The following is a 17,419-nucleotide window of genomic DNA, read 5'->3' on the forward strand; positions in this document are numbered from 1 at the left end:
CAGGGGTGGCAAATTATTGATTGCAACGAGATTCGGAATAATTCGGATGCGGCCACCATATTTGTATCGTGGCTGGTCCGTTGTTTTGAGATAAGAATTTCATGCAAATTGCTCATTTTTTGCTTCTCGGTCTGATCATCCTGTGTCCGATATTGGCGATCTCCGATGATTTGATGATCGAAAGCATTTTCCTCTTATGGACGGCGGTCGCGCTGGGTGTGGCGGCCTGGGGACTTTCCGCAGCGGATCTCGCCTTTCTGATCAGCTCGACGCGGATTTTTCTCCTCGCGGCATTTGTTCTCGCAATCTGGTTTCTTCTCCAGGTCATGCCGGCGCTCCCTGGCATTCCGATCCATTCCATCTGGACCGCCACATCGGAAGCGCTGCGGCAGTCCGTGCCGGGCCATATCAGCATCGATCCTGGTGCCACCGCTTTGGCACTGGCTTTCTATCTTCTCCTGATCGGCATTGTCATTTTGACGACCATACTAAGTATAGACCGCAGAAAAGCGACGCATATTCTGATCAGTGCGACATGCGCCAGCGTCTTTCTCGCCTGTCTTGCGGTCGCCCGTTTTTTCAGTGACCCGGGTTCCTTTGTGCTGGATCACAGTCATTTCGACGAAGCGATCGATAGCGCATGCCTTGGCCTTATTTTCTCGGCGGCTTGCCTCTGTATGTTTTACGAGCGGCATGAGACACGGCCGCATTCGCCCTCGCGTCAGGGAGCGCCCTTCGCACTACAGATGTTGTTTGGCGCATTTGCTTTTGTGATCTGCGTAGTCGCGATTGCACTCCAATATTCCGGGTCGCTCTTCTTTGCCGCCATTGTCGGCATCGGAGGATTCCTCTCCGTCATCTGCGTCCGGAGGCTGTCGCTTGGCCGGCTGGGCGCTGGAGCGATCGCCGCCACATCCTCAATCATTGCCCTGGTTTTAATCGCCGGTGCTGCTGGTCAAGCGGATCCGAGGTTGGCTTTTGTCAGGAAGGATCCCGCCTCGCTTGCCCTGACACAAAGATTGCTCGACGATACGCCTTTTCTCGGCACGGGCTCAGGCAGTTTACCGAGTTTGATGTCGATCTATCATTTTCGAGTTCCCGGCGGGGAAAAGGCGGAAGTTGTGACTGCTGCAGCCCGGTTTTCTATTGAGATGGGCCGTCCTGCCTTATGGCTCGCGCTTGTGGCCGCCTCCCTTTCCGCCATCGTCCTGCTCCGGGGTGCTTGGAGGCGCGGGCGTGATTCCTTTTATGCAACGGCTGGCGCCGCGGGCATCGCCATCCTCACCATTCTCGCCTTCGTCAACAACGGACTTTTTGGTTCCTCGCTTCTTGTCCTAGCTGCGGTCCTCTTCGGTTTGGCACTGGCACAACGCACCAGCCGCTTCTCCACATGAGAGCAGACGATTCAGGTCCCCTGCCGGATGGGATTCGTCGCGTGGGTATTGCACGCCGATGTGGATGGAAGGGCAGTTTTGGTGCCACCTGCTGGATCGAGAAGAATTGAGGTCTTTTCGGCCTGGTGAAAACGGACATTGGTTTTCCGCAAGCGCCCGGAAATCGAGATCGGTTGGATCAGGGAGAACTGGTATAAGCTATCGCCTGCCTGAAGCTGACCGGAACAGACCATGATGGTTTGGCGGGCGCAATCCCTTCCCAACCCCGGTGAGGATTTTGAAATGATTGATGTCTCCATGGCAGTGCGGTGCTCGCGAAATGCGCTGGCGGCTTCCGTTTTGCTTTTTGGCCTTGGTGCCCCCTTTGCCGCGCGCGCGGAAGGCCCTTTCGCGAATCTGGCTGGTTATTGGGGCGGAGAAGGCACGATTCGTTTGACGAACGGGACAAGTGAGCGCATCCGCTGCAAGGGCAGCTATGCGGTGGCAACCGGTGGTAGCGCCATCGAGCAGAGACTGCGTTGTGCAAGCGACAGTTATAAACTGGACATCAATGCCAATGTCACCGCCTCCGGAGCTTCGATTTCCGGATCCTGGAGTGAATCGACGCGCAATGCGACCGGTGTCGTCACCGGTACAGCCTCGCCGACAATGATCAGGGCGCGCGTCGATGGAGCCGGTTTTTCCGCCGGTCTGTCGATTTCAACAAACGGACGCAAGCAGGCCGTGACCTTTTCCTCGGAAGGGGCGACCGATATTGCCGGTGTGATGATTACCATGCACAAAAGCTGACCCGTCGGATCCTTGAGATGGATTCCGGGGCAGGCTCCGGCAATTGCCCATATCATAATCTATCGTATCGGAGCCAAAAGGGAGTGCCTTTGGCTCCGATCTGTTTCAAGGGAACGAGAGCACGTGGTGGATGTCTCTCTGTATCTTCACGCAATCAACACTCTGGTTCAGGTCATGCTGCCTGCTTGCCACCTCTCCGGTTCCGTCGTGCGATCTGCCGCAGCACCGTTACCGTTGGGCGCAGGATGAAAAGATCGGCGGTTAAAGCGGCGATCATCGCAAAGGCGGAGAGCCAGCCGAACAACCGTTGTGAGGGTAGATCCGAGAAGACGGTGACCGCGAGTCCGCAGGCCAGGACGACGGATGTCAGAATCAAGGCCGGACCGACGAGGATGGTCGCCCTTTCCACCGCAAGTGCCGGATCGGCTTTCGGATCATCTTCAAGACGCAAGCGGTTCAGAAAATGGATGGTGGCGCTCAGGCCCAATCCAAAAGAGACCGTTAAAGCGACCACGCTGGCAAATTGCAGCCCGTCCCCCGTCAGACGCAGCAGCGCGCCGGCCGCCACAACCGGGAAGATGCCTGGGAGAATGCTGGCCAGCATGACGACGAATGAGCGGAAAGCGAGGCCGATGAAGGCCGCCACGAAGAAGAATTCGATGGTTAGTCCGCGATTGAGCTTTTCGATCATTGCCGCGCTGTTGCGCGCGGCAATGGCGGAAAGGCCGGTGACGGAGATCTTAAAGCCTGGGTGGGCCTCGCGGACCGGTTGCAAAGCCTTGTCGAGCGCGATGACGATTGGCAAAAGGTTGCTTGCGTCAATATCAGGTATGCGGCCGGAGACGACGACGGCGTCCTGCGGTGCATCGATGAAACGACGGGTCAGATATTCCGGCAGCATGTCGACATATTGCTTGAGTGTCGCGACATCATTGATGCCGGCCTTTTCGGCGAGCCACCGCCGGAGCGTCTCCAGTGACCAAACATTGCCGACGCCAGCCTGATGTTCGATCGTGGCATGCACTGTGCCGATCGTCGCAAGGGTTTGCGGATCGTAAAGTGATGTGCCCTTGGGAAATTCGATGAGAACGTCAATCGGATTGGCGCCGGTCAGCTTGGCATCGAGACGGCCGGCGGCCTCGACGGCCTGTTCTCTGTCCGGGACCTGATCGGCAAGCCGGTAGCGTGGTTCGAGGCTCGCATAGACAAAGCCGAGCGAGATCACGATGCAGAGGCCGAGCAGGCTGTAGAGAACCGGATGGCTGACCATGCGCGCGGCGATCCAGCCGCAGAAATTGCGCAGGGCTTGCACGCCGTAGTCACGCCGGCGTGCCTTGGCGGCGAAGGACGCATCTTTCGGCAGCAGTATCAAGCCGAGAAGCGGTGCCAGAGTGAGGACCGCCACCAGTGCGATGAAGGTGGCAAGCAGGCCAGCTTCACCGAAGGTCCGGATCAGGTCGGAACTTGAAAATTGCAGCGCGATGAAGGAAAGCGCGGCAGTTGCATGGGTCAATACGCAGGCGGGCCCGACGATCAGGATGGAATGGCGGATCGCCATGCGTTTGGGCTGGCCGGCGATCAGGCGGTCGCGGATCGCGAATGTCAGCTGCATGCTGTCGGAAAAGCTGATCACCATGATCAGCGGCGTCATCACGTTGAGGAACATGTTCAGCCGGAAATCGAGCCAGCCGAGGAAGCCGAGTGACAGTAGGATCGCGGTGAGGGGAGGTGCCGCCGCGACGATCATGAAGGAGACGCGGCGGAAGAACACAATGGCAATGAGGCATCCTGCGACGAAGCCGATCGCGTTATAGGTCAGCCGGTCGCGCTCGACGGCCTGGCGGATCTCGAGCTGCATCACCGGAACGCCGGACAATTCCGCTCGGAGCCCCGTGCCCTGGAGATCCTCGGCCATGGTTTGCCGGATTTCCTTGATCGTTCCGTCGAGCCCCTTGCTGGAAGCGACTTCCGGATCGAGCGCGAGAACGATCATGGTCAACTGGCCGTCCTCGGAAAGAAGTTTGCCGCGAATGATCTCGTTGCCGCGGATTCTTTTGACGAGGTGGTCGTAATCGGCTCCCTCCGGCAGGGTTTCCGGAAAGAGGGGAGGGGGAATATGACCTTCTTCCGGCGGCTGCCGCGCGGAAAAGATCGAAATAATGCCTCTTGTGCCGTCGACCAGTTGCAGATCGGTCGCAAGATCGCGCAATTTTTCCAGAGAATTGCGTTGCAGGAGCGTCTCGCCCTCGATCACCACCAGCACATCATATTCCGTCGAGGGAAAGCGCTTGGTGACTTCCTCATATTGATGAAATTCCGGTGTGTCGGAGCGGAACAATTGGCTGAGAGAATCATCGACCTTGAGGCGTTCGACTCCAAAGGCTGCGAAAATGACGAGGAGGCTGAAGAGGAGGCCGACGACGACGGGAAAGCGCAAGGAAACGAGGCCGAATTTTTCGACGTTAAGCGCGAGGGGCGGCAGTTGTTTCTGGCCGATATATTCGGCGTCGTGATCGCCGGAGAGGCCTGCATTGGGGTCGAGATCGGATTGTGCTGACAGTTTCATCAGGCCGGATCTCCCAAAGAGCTTGAAGCCGCGGTCCTGCGGGTCTCGCGGAATGGAAAAATTGACGGGATGAAGTCTTGATCACGATATTCGTGGTTGCTGACAGCTATTAGACCATCGGCCGAAGAGACGGAAGCGGGGATGCGGAACCGAAGAAGTCATGCGGTCTCGGCGTGAGGAGTTTCCCCTACAGCACCTACCGCTACAGAGGGCCGCGCCCCCACCATTGCCTGTCGATTTCCTCTTCGGTCTTATCGTTGACGCGCGCCTTGGCTTTACGGCAGACGGCGTAGGATTCGCTGCCCGGGGTGAGCCCGTAGGACTGGCAGACGGCGTCGTCATTGGGGAAATGTCCGAGCGATGCGTCGCCGCGAATGCAATCTCCGCGGGCGATACCCAATTCGCAGCGGCCGGGCATGGATTTCGCGCAGCCAGCGAGCCCGTTAAGCAAGGGAAGAAGCGCGAGTGCCGCAAGAAAAGGCGGCAGGAAAAGGTGCGATGATGGCAAAGACAGCATTCCCCTTATCGCATCTGGTCCGGCGCGGCATCTGACGGGATGAGGCGCGCCGCGAATTCTTCCGCAATCCTTGCACTGGATCAGGAAGAACTCTCATCATTCTGGATTGCTTAGCTTGCGCACGGACGAGCGGCAAGTGACGGTTTGGAAAGGAAGAGGGCAGAGCACGAATAAAATCGATAAAGTACAGATAATAATAGAATTTTTGAATTGAAATCTCTGGTCGTTGTGGAAAGTCCATGAGTGAAGTGAGCTATGACCCTTCGCCTGCCGATTGATCGGAGGACAATTAGCGTTTGGAAACATCCGTGAGCACTCGCGGCATTGCCCCACGCGTCCGGGGGAACGGAGCGGATGCGCGAATTTTCTCGCTGGTGATGTTTCCAAACGTCTTTTTGAGGCGCGTTGCGGGCGCATTATCAGTCGGTTGCACAATTGTCGCTTGGCTCGAAACCGGCCATTTACAAGGTCATTTTTTCATTTGGTTCTTGACCTTGAGAATTTCCTTCGCGCATCCGACGGTCAGATTATCGGCATTTTTTTTGAGACAGTCCTTGATCCTTCCTCCGCCGGGCTCGACACCCGCACAGAGCTGCCTGATTTCCGGACCACAGACAGCGCGGAGTTTTTTCAGCTCCGCCATCATTTCCTGCGCCATGGCGGACGGGATTCCTATAAGGAAAAGAATGACAAGGATGATGCTGACACGCATTGTTTCCTCCGGATTATAATTATCATCGCAATGAGTACGATAGGTCTTGAGAGCTTTAAACGGTGACACGGCCGCTCTTTGTCACAACAATTCGATGTCATCACGATGGATAGAACGCATTGCGATGTGCATCTCTCGTCGCACCGCGAGCTCTGCTATAATGATTGGTGGAACTCTGCCCATTCTGACGCAGGAACCTGAGTGTCATGCCAATCGAGGATGAGAATGTTTTCGATCGAAGGAAAGTCGCGGGTCTATTCAGAATATTTGGAAATAGGCTTGTCTTTCAGGATAGCCATGTGAAACATTCAAACAATTGTCTTCGTGGAGTGGATTGCGCCGCAGCAATCATCATTCATGGATGTGCTTTGCTTGCCGACGCTCTTATATGAATCCTGAATGAATCCGGTGTTAGGGGCGGCAACAATGATCCGTGGAAGCCTCTCGAGAAAAAACCTCAAGAAAAGCTCTGAGGCGGCGTGGAACTTTAGTTATTTTTGGCTATTTCAGAAACTGGTGCCAAAACCCTGCCACCTTGATGAAGATCAAGTGGCTTGGCGCAAGCGCGCATACATCCATGCCATTGTGTGAATTTCAGACAGGCCGCTGGCTCGAGGCAGCCATAGTGGTGATGTATGGAATGCGTTTGACGGAGGGGATGTTCATGCCGAGAACCATCGATCGGACGTAATGGCGGGGCGGGGCACCGCCGTTCGGACCTTCCTTCAATGCCGGACGCCAATATATTACTCGATAGAGGGCGCTACCTCAATTTGCAATTGGCAGGGCTGTTTCCGTCTTGATTCCTTCCAATGCGAAGCGCGACGTGACTTTCTTGAGCGGGGTCAGACTGATGAGCCGCTTATAAAAGGCATCGAAGGCAGCGGCATTGGGGACGATGACTCGCAACAGATAATCGATATCGCCCGCCATGCGATACACATCGAGAACTTCCTCCATCTGCGCGATTTCCTCGGCAAAATGTTCGATATCCTGCTGTGAATGCGAATCAATCTCGATCAGAACGAAGACGGTCATTTGCAAGCCGAGCTTGAGCGGATCAAGCAAGGCAATCCGCCGCTTGATGATGCCCAGGGCCTCGAGTTTCTGCAAACGCTTCCAGCAGGGCGTCTGGGAAAGACCGACCTGGCTTGCGATTTCGCTGATGGATAGGGAGGCATCTTTCTGAACCAGACGCAAAATCCGTTTATCAATCGCATCCATCACTCTTATTTCACTCCTCATTCCCACCATCATGCATCTCATGACCTCTATGGGACGGTCGGCGCTCGCCCGAAGATTGTTGTTCCCTGAACAATCAAAAAAATAAGCTTTTCAAAGGGAAGCGGTTTTTGACGGCATTTGCTGGCTTTGACCCTGTCATCAGCATCATCCCAATGGATCGGGGAAATACTCCATAATATCTATGGACTAGATTAGAATAATATCCTAAGCAGGGTCTAGGCAAGTGCTCTTTATGGAAGATGTCATTTTCAGCGAGGCTCTGCCGATGCTCTTGGCCGATGCTACGGCAAGGAATGCCTTCCATCCCGATGAGACGATAATGACGATTTTTTCTCCAGGTTCACCGCATGTGAACAATTCAGTTACGGCAACGGCGAAAGTGCCCGAGCCCGCTCGTATTTTGCACGATGATGCTGAGGCTATTGCGGTCGCCACGGCATTGGCTGAAGAATTTGCCCCGGGCGCAGCGGATCGCGACAGGGATAGGCGCCTGCCTTTCGCGGAACTCGATCTGTTTTCTCAAAGCGGCCTCTGGGGCATGACGGTTCCCCGTGTCTATGGCGGTGCCGAAGTTTCCTATGTCACTGTGGCAAAGGTATTTTCGATCATCGCGTCAGCGGATGCGTCGATCGCGCAGATCGCCCAAAACCATATCAGCCTCCTTGATATTGTGCGTGTTGATCCTGATGAGACGCGCAAAGGCCGGTATTTTCAGGCAGCTTTGGAGGGGTTCCGTTTTGGCAATGCCCTGTCCGAAAAGGGCGGCAAGACCATATTCGACATGCAGACGCGGTTGCTGCGCCAGGATGGTGGGTTTGTCGTCAAGGGACAGAAATTCTATTGCACTGGCGCGCTCTTCGCTCACATCGTTCCGGTTTACGCAATTGATGAGGCAGGCAAGGGCAATCTCTTTCTCGTGCCGCGCGACGCACCGGGTCTTACTGTCATCGATGATTGGGATGGTGTTGGTCAGCGTACGACGGCGAGCGGTACTGTGATTGTGGATAATGTCGCCGTCACGGAAAGTCAGATCGTTCCCTCGTATCTCGCTTTCGAGCGGCCCACCGTGCATGGACCGGTTGCCCAGATCATTCAGGCTGCGATCGATCTCGGCATAGCGCAGCGCGCGATCAAAGAAACTGCGGCTTTCATCCGCACGAAGGCGCGGCCATGGGTCGACAGCGGTCGTGATCATGCAAGCGAGGATGTCTATTCGCTTGAAGCGATTGCCGATCTGACGATCCGCCTGCATGCGGCCGAGGCTGTCCTTGAAGGGGGAGGCGAATTGATCGATGCAGGATTGCTCGACGAAACGGAAGAGACGGTCGCCAATGCTTCGATAGCCGTCGCCGAGGCCAAGGTGCTGACGACGGAAATTTCCCTCCTGGCCGGTGAGAAATTGTTCGAGCTCGGCGGTAGCCGCTCGGCGCTCGCCGCTTACAATTTCAGCCATCTTTGGCGTGATGCACGGACGCATACATTACATGATCCGGTGCGCTGGAAATATCACGCCATCGGCAATTTCTATTTGAACGGCGTCAAGCCGCCGCGCCATTCATGGCTGTGAGCGATGCCCTCCCCAGCACATTCCTGAAGGAGATCCGGTATGAACGCGCCGCAGAAAATCGAAGCTTCCACGGCCAAGCCCCATATTTTGTCGAATGATGCCGAAGCGCTTGCGTCCGCAGGCGAGCTTGCGCGCGATTTCAATCGCCTCGCTGTCGAGCGTGATCGCGATCGGCGGCTCCCCTATCCCGAGATCGAGCAATTCTCGCATGCAGGTCTTGGCGCGATCAATGTGCCTAAAAGTTACGGCGGGGCGGGTGTTTCGGCGCATACGCTGGCTCGCGTCACGGCGCTCCTTGCCTCTGCCGATGGCAGTCTCGGTCAGATTCCGCAAAATCACTGGTATCTCATCGAGGCGCTCCGGCTCGATGGAAGCGAAGCGCAGAAACGGTTCTATTTTGAACGTGCCTTACAAGGCGAGCGTTTCGCCAATGCTTTGGCCGAGGCGGGCGGCAAATATGCTACCGATCAGACGACGACCGTCCTTCCCGATGGTGATGATTTCGTTTTGAACGGCCGGAAGTTCTACTGCTCCGGTTCCCTGTTCGGCCATTGGATCGTGGCGTTGGCGGTTGATCAGCATGGCAAACGCCAACTCGTTTTCGTACCCAAGGCGTGTGGCAGGGATGCGACACCAGGACTGTCGGTGATTGATGATTGGTCCGGGATGGGGCAGCGCACCACTGGCAGCGGCACGGTGATTTTTGAGAATGTCCGTGTGCCTGCTCTCGCTCTCGTGCCGCACCATCTGGCTTTCGAGCGGCCGACGCGCATGGGCGCTTATGCGCAGATCATTCATGCCGCCATTGATCTAGGTATTGCGCAAGGTGCCTTTGCCACCACGCTGGATTTCGTGCGGACTCAGGCGCGGCCATGGGTCGATAGCGGCGTCGAACATGCGCAGGATGATCCTTATGTCATCAGCATCGTTGGAGATCTGCGTGTGCGCCTTGCCGCCGCCGAGGCGCTCGTAAAACGCGCCGCCAGGATTGTGGATAAGGCGGAGCACGAACCGGAAGCCTTTTCCGAGGCGGCCTCGATCGCCGTCGCTGAGGCGCGCGTCGCGACCAATGACATCTCGCTTCTCGCCACCAGCAAATTGTTCGAACTCGGTGGCAGCCGCAGTGCGCGCGCCGCTCTGGATTTCGATCGTTATTGGCGGGATGCGCGGACGCATACATTACACGATCCGATCCGCTGGAAATATTTCACACTGGGAAATTACTGGCTGAATGGCGTCAAACCACCGCGCCGCGGCAATTTTTGAGGCTCAAACCATCATGAGCAAGGAAATCCGCCTTAACGCTTTTGCGATGAATTGCGTCGTCCATCAGTCGCCGGGCCTTTGGCGCCATCCGCGTGATCGTTCGACGGAATATACGAAGCTCTCCTATTGGACGGAGCTCGCACAGACACTTGAACGGGGCAAGTTCGATGGTTTGTTTCTGGCCGATGTCCTCGGACCCTATGACGTTTATGGTCATGGGCCCGATGCCGCGTTGGCGGGTGCGATCCAGATTCCCGTCAACGACCCGATGCTGATTGTTCCGGCGATGGCGCAGGCAACACGTCATCTGGGTTTCGGTGTAACCTCCAATATTTCCTATGAGCCGCCCTATACTTTCGCCCGGCGGATGACGACGCTCGACCATCTGACGGAGGGGCGTGCGGGATGGAATATTGTGACGGGATATCTCGACAGTGCCGCGCGGGCGACCGGAAGCATGCAGCAGACGGCCCATGATGCCCGCTACGACCAGGCCGAAGATTATATGGAGCTTCTCTACAAGCTCTGGGAGGGTAGCTGGGAAGATGACGCGGTTCTGCGCGATCGCGCAGGCGGCCTTTATACCGATCCGGCGAAGGTCCATAGCGTCAGTCACCATGGTTCCCATTACAGACTTGATGCGATTCACCTGAGCGAACCTTCGCCACAGCGCACGCCGGTTCTCTATCAGGCTGGAACGTCGCCGCGCGGCCGCGAATTCGCAGCACGTCATGCGGAATGTGTGTTCGTCTCCGGCCCTTCCGCGAAAGTGCTTGCACCACGTGTGGCGGATCTGCGGCGGCTGACGGCCGCTTATGGCAGGGAGCCGGATACGTTGAAGATCTTTGCGCTGATGACGGTAATCCTCGGTGAGACCGAGGTGGCGGCGCGAGCCAAATATGACGAATATCGCAGCTATGTCAGCCATGAAGGTGCGTTGACTCTGATGTCGGGCTGGACCGGGGTGGATTTCTCTACCTTGAGCCTCGATGAGAAAGTCCGGCATGTCACGAATGACGCCGGACGTAGCGCCATGGACAATATCACGCGTGGCGATCCCGACCGTATCTGGACGGTGCGTGAAGTCGCCGAACATGTGGCGATCGGTGGCATCGGTCCGGTCCTGATCGGCACCCCCGCCCAGGTCGCCGACAGGTTGGAGTCATTCATCGTGGAAACCGGCGTCGACGGATTTAACCTCGCCTATGCGGTAACGCCAGAAACGTTCCAGGATGTTGTCGATCTGCTCGTGCCGGAATTACAGGCGCGTGGGCGATACAAGCAGGATTACGTACCGGGCACTCTTCGCGAGAAACTGTCGGGCGTAAAGGGTGGGCATTTGCCCTCGACTCATCCGGGTGCGCGTTTGCGCCACGTGCCTGTCACCGTCGCAGCGGAATAGATTTCGGGAGTTGGTTTATGAACGATCTTGCTGCACAAGCCGCCAATGTTCTCTGGTTTTTACCGACGCATGGCGATGGACGTTACCTTGGGACTTCCCATGGCGCACGTGATGTCACCCTGCGTTATCTTTCGCAGATTGCCGAAGCAGCCGATGAACTCGGTTATTTCGGTGTTCTGCTGCCGACGGGCCGCTCCTGCGAGGATTCCTGGATCGTAGCCTCGGCGCTGGCGCCTCGCACCAAGCGGTTGCGATTTCTCGTGGCGGTGCGGCCGGGCCTGCAAAGTCCCGCCGTTGCCGCGCGTATGACCGCGACGCTCGATCGTCTGTCGGAAGGCCGCTTGCTCATTAATGTTGTCACTGGCGGAGATCCTCTGGAAAACAAGGGTGATGGTATTTTCCTCGACCACGACGAACGCTATGCCGTCACGGATGAATTCCTGCAGGTTTATACGCGGCTCCTTGCCGGTGAGGATGTAGATTTCAAAGGAAAATATATCGAGATCGAGAAGGGCAGGCTGCTGTTTCCCCCACATCAGCAACCCGCGCCGCCGCTCTATTTCGGCGGTTCGTCGGATGTCGGCCAGGATGTTGCCGCGCGCACGGTGCAGAAATATTTGACCTGGGGTGAACCGCCCGCGCAAGTCGCCGAGAAGATCGCGATCATGCGCGGGAAGGCGGCCGCAGTCGGGCGCAGTCTCAGTTTCGGTATCCGGTTGCATGTCATCGTGCGGGAGACGGCGTCAAAGGCCTGGGATGCGGCCAATGATCTGATCAGATATGTCGATGACAAAACCATTGCCGAAGCCCAGAAGGCTTTCGCGCGTATGGATTCCGTAGGCCAGAAGCGGATGACGGTCCTGAATCGGGGAGACAAGAACAATCTCGAAATCAGCCCCAATCTCTGGGCCGGTGTAGGACTCGTGCGTGGTGGCGCGGGCACCGCGCTCGTTGGTGATCCGGATACAGTCGCCGAGCGCATGAAGGAATATATGCGCGCCGGCATCGATACATTCATTCTCTCGGGATACCCTCACCTTGAGGAAGCTTATCGCTTCGCTGAATTGGTGTTGCCGCGTCTGCCTCTGGCCTCCGGAACCCATGCGCCCCATGCCGCAAGCGCGCATCGCGGTCCGTTTGGAGAAATGGTCGGCAATACATTCGCGCCGCAGGACCGGCGTGTCAGCGCATCGTAACATCCAGGCTTCGCGTTTCACCGATCATTTGTGACCAATGAGGCCGGCGGGCGCTGCCGGCCTGGTGTAAAAGGAGCAGGTCACGATGAACATGCCTTATCGTGACTTGGTTTAAGACACTTATGTTGCCGCGAAACATTGTTGGCTGTGAATATTGCCGCTACCTATTTGCTTTTTCAGAATCAAGATTGTTCGATCGTATCGATCAAATTATAGGCACTTTCTTGAGTGTCTCTATCGCATCCTCCATGTTCCATCTATCTTCCTATCTTCTTCGGTAAAGAAGAGCATCCATGGGGGATATTTTCGATGCGTTGGGCCGGAGCCGCTTCTTTCGTTGATCTGATACGCAAGATAATTTTTGGCGCGATTCTCGTCGCGGGATTTCAGTCTTGTGGCGTTACTGGTTATGCCGCTGCGGCCACCGTGGCGGTTCATTTCATCGCGCCCGAAAATTATACGGAGCCAGCATTTCATCTTGGGGTCGGTGGTGCGCGTTCACCTCAAAACGTCATGTTCGAGATCGATCGGACGTTGCAGACATTGGGGGATCGCCATCTGCCGCCTGGGCAGACGTTGAGCATTGACGTGCTGGATATCCAATTGGCCGGATATACGAATTGGTCTTTGGCTTATGGCCGGGGTTTACGCATCATCAGCGATGCTGGGCCACCACCGGCCTTCAGATTACGCTATACCCTCACGGAGGGGGGCAAAACTCTCATTGCCTCCGAAGAAACCGTGACGGATCTCGACTTCCTTGAGAATCCTGCCGCGCGTTTGTCGGGCGATCCTCTCATCTATGAGAAGATTTTGCTGACCAATTGGTTCAGGAAGAGATTTTCCGGCCCATGGGCTGGAATGTAGTGATCAGCGCGATACGGCGTGCCACTGGCGGACGGCACTGGTTCACATTCGAGCGAACCGGTGCCGTCATCAGCCCAATGACTCACCCGGCTGGTTTGAACTCCGCAAGGCCGCCGTGAGCGGCCGACCATTGCGCCGGGCTTTTCAGAAATTCTTCCACCTTGTCGAGCGTCGAAGCCTCGATCGTTTGGGTTTCGCGCGCGACCGCGAGGACATCCCACCAAGTTGTCAGATAATGGAGCTTGAGTCCGAGTTCCTCCAGCAGCGGCTGGCTGTGAGCGAAAATATTATAATAGAAGAACACGAAGGCATGGTCGCATTGCTGGCCTGCGTCGCGCAGAGCTTTGCAGAAATTGACCTTGCTGCCGCCGTCCGTCGCCAGATCCTCGACCAGCAAAGCCCGTCCGCCGTCGTGAAGATTCCCTTCGATCTGCGCGTTGCGCCCATAACCCTTGGGCTTTTTGCGAATATATTGCATGGGCAACATCATTCGGTCGGCGATCCAGGCGGCATAGGGAATGCCTGCCGTTTCACCCCCGGCGACGACCTCAAGATTCTCATAGCCGATTTCGCGTTCGATCGTCGTTACGGCGAAATCAATGATCCGCCGGCGCAGCCGCGGATAAGAGATCAGCTTGCGCATATCCGTATAGACGGGGCTTGCCCAGCCTGAGGCGAAAATGAAGGGCGTTTCCGCATTGAACAGAATGGCCTTGACCTCGAGCAGCATTTTGGCGGTCTCGCGGGCGATGGCGCGGCTGTCGGCGGTGGGCTCTGTCATGAATTAATTGTCCTCTTGATAGGCAATGACTGATGCGATCGAGATCGCGCAATGGCGGGCCTGCGGCCTTTGGCCTCGCGTCGCCGCGATTTATAGAGGAATTTGCAGAAACAGGGAGCATCCCCCTGAAGAGAAACCGTGGCAAATCGTCTTTTTTCCTCAATTTATGTCGTTAAGCGACAGGGAAATTGAAGAGCCACGCCGTGAAGCCTGCACTATAGAGAAAGCATGCTACGGGTATGGACTGTCTCTTTGGTTCGCGGTTAATGTCGCCTCCGCAAGAAGTCTGGCAAGGTTTTCCCGTTGCTACAAGCTTCGAAATTAGAGAAGCCGTGCTTGGGCTTCCGCCATTTCACGGGGAGATATGGGCTTGCAGGAAATGGCTTTCACAGACAATGGCGTTTTGCCGTGGTTCTTGCCGCTGGCCTTTGTCGCCTGGGCGGTTCAGATGATCGCCTACCATGGCATTGGCCTCGCGTTCGAATGGTGCGACCAGCATAAATATCTGCGTTCGTGCAAAATACGCGATGTCGATCGTCTGAGCTACCGGCAATTGCTGCCGCGCGTGCTGGCCAATCAGGTCTTCCTCCTTCTACCGGCCATGCTTTTCATGCAATGGGCGGGATTGGCATTCGTCGGCACGCCGCATCTCACGCCATTGCGTTTCATAACCAATATGGTGTTGATCGGCTTCGGACATGATATCGTCCAATACATTACCCACCGGCTCGTTTTGCACCGGCCGGGCCTTATGAAGCCGCTCGGTCACAGCCTGCATCATTCGACGGGCGCCAGCAAAAGCATCAGCGCATGCTATATGAGCGGGGCTGATTTCTTCCTGGAGATCGTACTGCCCTATCTCATCCCCCTGGCGCTCATCGGTGGCGGTGGCAGCGATATCCTCTTCCATTGCCTCGTCGCCAGCCTCGGCGCTTTTGGCGGCCTTTATGAACATTCCGGATATGATTTTTCCGCGCCTTTGCCAAAAAGCTGGCTTGGGCGGACATTTCCGCGGGTCGCATCCGTCATCGCGCTTCTCATCACCAGCAAGGCGCATGCGGAGCATCATCGACGCGGTTCCGTCAGCTTTAGCGACGGTTTCGGTAGCCCGGGCATTTGCGACAGCTGGTTCGGCACGCGCTGGGACAAGATCAATGATGAAGGGCGGCCAGTACCGGTCCTTAAACCGGCAGCAAGCGGCGGTCCGGCGACGACAGCTTCTTGAAGGCTCTCGATACATCCGAAGCTGTCAGCGGATTAAATGCTAGCCTTTTTCATATTCTACTGATCGCTTCGTGTTTCTGCTCAAAACGAATGGTTCCAACAAAAAAGCCTTTCCTACCGGAAAGGCTTTTTTGTTTGGGAAATCGCGCTAACATCAATTGCGATTGTAGACATCCTGCAGACGGACGATATCGTCCTCGCCGAGATAAGAACCGGTCTGGACCTCGATCAATTCGAGATTGATCCGACCTGGGTTCACCAGACGATGGACCGAACCGATCGGTAGATAGATCGATTCATTTTCGTGGACGAGATGGATTTCATTGTCGCGGGTCACCTCGGCCGTGCCCTGGACGACGATCCAATGCTCCGCGCGATGGAAATGCTTCTGCAGAGACAGCCTCTGGCCGGGTTTGACGACGATCCTCTTGACCTGATAGCGCGAGCCATTATCGACCGACTGGTAATAACCCCAGGGGCGATAAGACCTTTTGTGTTCCAGAGCTTCCTGCCGGCTTTCCGCTTTCAGCTTGTCGACCAGCTGCTTGACCTGATCGCCATGTTTTGCATCGAGGACGAGAACCGCATCCTGGGTGGTCACTACAATGACATTATCGACGCCAACCACGGTCGTCAGATGCTCATCCGAACGAATATGAACATTTTCAGCATTCAGGATCACGCCATTGCCGCGGACCGAATTATTATGCTCGTCACGATCAGACAATTCCCAGACGCTCGACCAATTGCCGACGTCTGACCAGCCGATATCGGCTGGCACGACTGCCGCCTTGGCGGTTTTCTCCATGACAGCATAATCGATGGATTTCTTCGGCGCCGTAGCAAAGGCATCGCCATTCAGCACGAGGAAATTCATGTCCTTCTTGGCGTTCGCAACGGCCTCTATCGCGGCTTCGGCGATCTGCGGTTCGAAAGCCTGAAGTTCGGAGAGCATGACATCGGCGCGGAAGAAGAAGTTGCCGGAATTCCAGAGATAATTTTCAGCAATATAGCGTTCTGCCGTGGGGGCGTCGGGCTTTTCGACGAAGGCTTCGACCTTGAAAGCCGTGCCATCCGGCACGACGGTCTTGCCGGTCTTGATATAGCCATATCCTGTTGCAGGCGCGTTGGGCTTGATACCGAGCGTCACGATATAGCCCTCGGCGGCGGCAACGGCGGCCTGCTGACAGAGGGTGACGAAGCCTTGTTTGTCCTGCACGACATGATCGGCAGCGAGCACAGCGACGATCGTTTCGGGCGCACGGAGATTGGCGAGTTCTGCCGCGACGGCGACTGCAGGTCCGGAATCGCGTCTGCAGGGTTCTAAGACGATCTCGGCTTCCTTGCCGATTTGCGCGAGCTGTTCGGTGACGAGGAAGCGGTAATCATGATTGGAGATGACGATTGGCGTCTCGAAGAGCGGATCCGATACGATATCCAGAACCGCCTGAAAGGTCGACCGAGTGCCGACGAGGGAAATGAATTGCTTGGGCAGACTTTCCCGCGACTCCGGCCAAACGCGTGTTCCCGATCCGCCACACATGATGACCGGAAGGATTTTGACCATTATTATGCCCCTATTGGTGCGCGAAAGAGAATTGAATCGAAACCGGTTGATAATCCCGCTTTGCGCGGCTTTCGTGGATTGGGCCGCCGTCCAAGCGCCGGATTACGTCATATATCAGCCTTATCTATAAAGCTTCGTTCCGGATCTTATACGACATTCTTCGTGTGAAGGAGAAGTCTCTACTTAAAGTTTTAAGGTAGTTTATCTGTGTTCCTTGATTGCGGCGAGAGAAAGGTGCGTTAAATCTTTCGTTAAGCTTCTTATCAAAACCTTTCCAATCATCGATCGATACACATGCTAGCGACTGAATTGCATGCGACGGGATG

General features: G+C 56.1%; 15 protein-coding genes. 9 read left to right on the forward strand and 6 right to left on the reverse strand.

Annotated features, from left to right (window positions below; translation table 11 throughout):
• Positions 1-173 precede the first annotated feature (173 nt).
• The gene (locus DL88_RS12040) at positions 174-1,394 is read left to right on the forward strand and encodes a hypothetical protein (protein ID WP_156971072.1); all 1,221 of its coding nucleotides are present in this window, start codon (positions 174-176) and stop codon (positions 1,392-1,394) included.
• A gap of 231 nt (positions 1,395-1,625) precedes the next feature.
• On the forward strand, positions 1,626-2,183 hold the full coding sequence (locus tag DL88_RS12050; protein WP_245270811.1) for a hypothetical protein: 558 nt from the start codon (positions 1,626-1,628) through the stop codon (positions 2,181-2,183).
• Positions 2,184-2,355: 172 nt separating this feature from the next.
• Here the strand turns inward: DL88_RS12050 and DL88_RS12055 are convergent, their stop codons facing one another.
• The 3 genes from DL88_RS12055 to DL88_RS12065 all read right to left on the reverse strand — a co-directional run bounded on the left by DL88_RS12055 (position 2,356) and on the right by DL88_RS12065 (position 5,924).
• Positions 2,356-4,749 (reverse strand): efflux RND transporter permease subunit, encoded by a 2,394-nt coding sequence (locus DL88_RS12055; protein ID WP_034996366.1) that lies wholly within the window; start codon positions 4,747-4,749, stop codon positions 2,356-2,358.
• 202 nt (positions 4,750-4,951) lie between these two features.
• Positions 4,952-5,266 carry a hypothetical protein gene (locus DL88_RS12060; protein ID WP_034996367.1) on the reverse strand — a complete coding sequence of 105 codons (315 nt, stop codon included), beginning with the start codon at positions 5,264-5,266 and terminating at the stop codon, positions 4,952-4,954.
• Between the two features lie 469 nt (positions 5,267-5,735).
• Positions 5,736-5,924 carry a cysteine rich repeat-containing protein gene (locus DL88_RS12065; RefSeq protein WP_245270813.1) on the reverse strand — a complete coding sequence of 63 codons (189 nt, stop codon included), beginning with the start codon at positions 5,922-5,924 and terminating at the stop codon, positions 5,736-5,738.
• 453 nt (positions 5,925-6,377) lie between these two features.
• On the opposite strand from DL88_RS12065, the gene DL88_RS12070 reads away from it, so the two are divergent.
• Positions 6,378-6,569 carry a hypothetical protein gene (locus DL88_RS12070; RefSeq protein ID WP_034996370.1) on the forward strand — a complete coding sequence of 64 codons (192 nt, stop codon included), beginning with the start codon at positions 6,378-6,380 and terminating at the stop codon, positions 6,567-6,569.
• Between the two features lie 177 nt (positions 6,570-6,746).
• On the opposite strand, the gene DL88_RS12075 is transcribed toward DL88_RS12070, so the two are convergent.
• A complete protein-coding gene (locus DL88_RS12075; protein WP_034996372.1) occupies positions 6,747-7,202 on the reverse strand; it encodes an Lrp/AsnC family transcriptional regulator in 456 nt (151 codons plus the stop codon).
• Positions 7,203-7,542: 340 nt separating this feature from the next.
• Here DL88_RS12075 and DL88_RS12080 point away from each other — a divergent pair, with 340 nt between their 5' ends.
• The 5 genes from DL88_RS12080 (at position 7,543) to DL88_RS12100 (ending at position 13,521) form a co-directional block, all read left to right on the forward strand.
• Complete coding sequence (locus tag DL88_RS12080; RefSeq protein WP_034996416.1) at positions 7,543-8,790, forward strand: SfnB family sulfur acquisition oxidoreductase; 1,248 nt, start codon at positions 7,543-7,545, stop codon at positions 8,788-8,790.
• Between the two features lie 39 nt (positions 8,791-8,829).
• Positions 8,830-10,056 carry an SfnB family sulfur acquisition oxidoreductase gene (locus DL88_RS12085; protein WP_034996373.1) on the forward strand — a complete coding sequence of 409 codons (1,227 nt, stop codon included), beginning with the start codon at positions 8,830-8,832 and terminating at the stop codon, positions 10,054-10,056.
• Positions 10,057-10,069: 13 nt separating this feature from the next.
• A complete protein-coding gene (locus tag DL88_RS12090) occupies positions 10,070-11,458 on the forward strand; it encodes an LLM class flavin-dependent oxidoreductase (protein ID WP_034996418.1) in 1,389 nt (462 codons plus the stop codon).
• Between the two features lie 17 nt (positions 11,459-11,475).
• A complete protein-coding gene (gene ssuD / locus DL88_RS12095; protein ID WP_034996374.1) occupies positions 11,476-12,654 on the forward strand; it encodes an FMNH2-dependent alkanesulfonate monooxygenase in 1,179 nt (392 codons plus the stop codon).
• A gap of 228 nt (positions 12,655-12,882) precedes the next feature.
• On the forward strand, positions 12,883-13,521 hold the full coding sequence (locus DL88_RS12100; RefSeq protein WP_156971074.1) for a DUF3016 domain-containing protein: 639 nt from the start codon (positions 12,883-12,885) through the stop codon (positions 13,519-13,521).
• 82 nt (positions 13,522-13,603) lie between these two features.
• Here the strand turns inward: DL88_RS12100 and DL88_RS12105 are convergent, their stop codons facing one another.
• Positions 13,604-14,302 carry an orotate phosphoribosyltransferase gene (locus DL88_RS12105; protein ID WP_034996376.1) on the reverse strand — a complete coding sequence of 233 codons (699 nt, stop codon included), beginning with the start codon at positions 14,300-14,302 and terminating at the stop codon, positions 13,604-13,606.
• 379 nt (positions 14,303-14,681) lie between these two features.
• Between DL88_RS12105 and DL88_RS12110 the strand changes: the two genes are divergently transcribed.
• The gene (locus DL88_RS12110) at positions 14,682-15,527 is read left to right on the forward strand and encodes a sterol desaturase family protein (RefSeq protein WP_034996421.1); all 846 of its coding nucleotides are present in this window, start codon (positions 14,682-14,684) and stop codon (positions 15,525-15,527) included.
• Positions 15,528-15,680: 153 nt separating this feature from the next.
• Here the strand turns inward: DL88_RS12110 and DL88_RS12115 are convergent, their stop codons facing one another.
• Positions 15,681-17,093 (reverse strand): mannose-1-phosphate guanylyltransferase/mannose-6-phosphate isomerase, encoded by a 1,413-nt coding sequence (locus DL88_RS12115; RefSeq protein WP_034996378.1) that lies wholly within the window; start codon positions 17,091-17,093, stop codon positions 15,681-15,683.
• Positions 17,094-17,419: the final 326 nt, after the last annotated feature.

The organism is Beijerinckia mobilis (assembly GCF_000745425.1).
GTDB classification, from domain to species: Bacteria; Pseudomonadota; Alphaproteobacteria; order Rhizobiales; family Beijerinckiaceae; genus Beijerinckia; species Beijerinckia mobilis.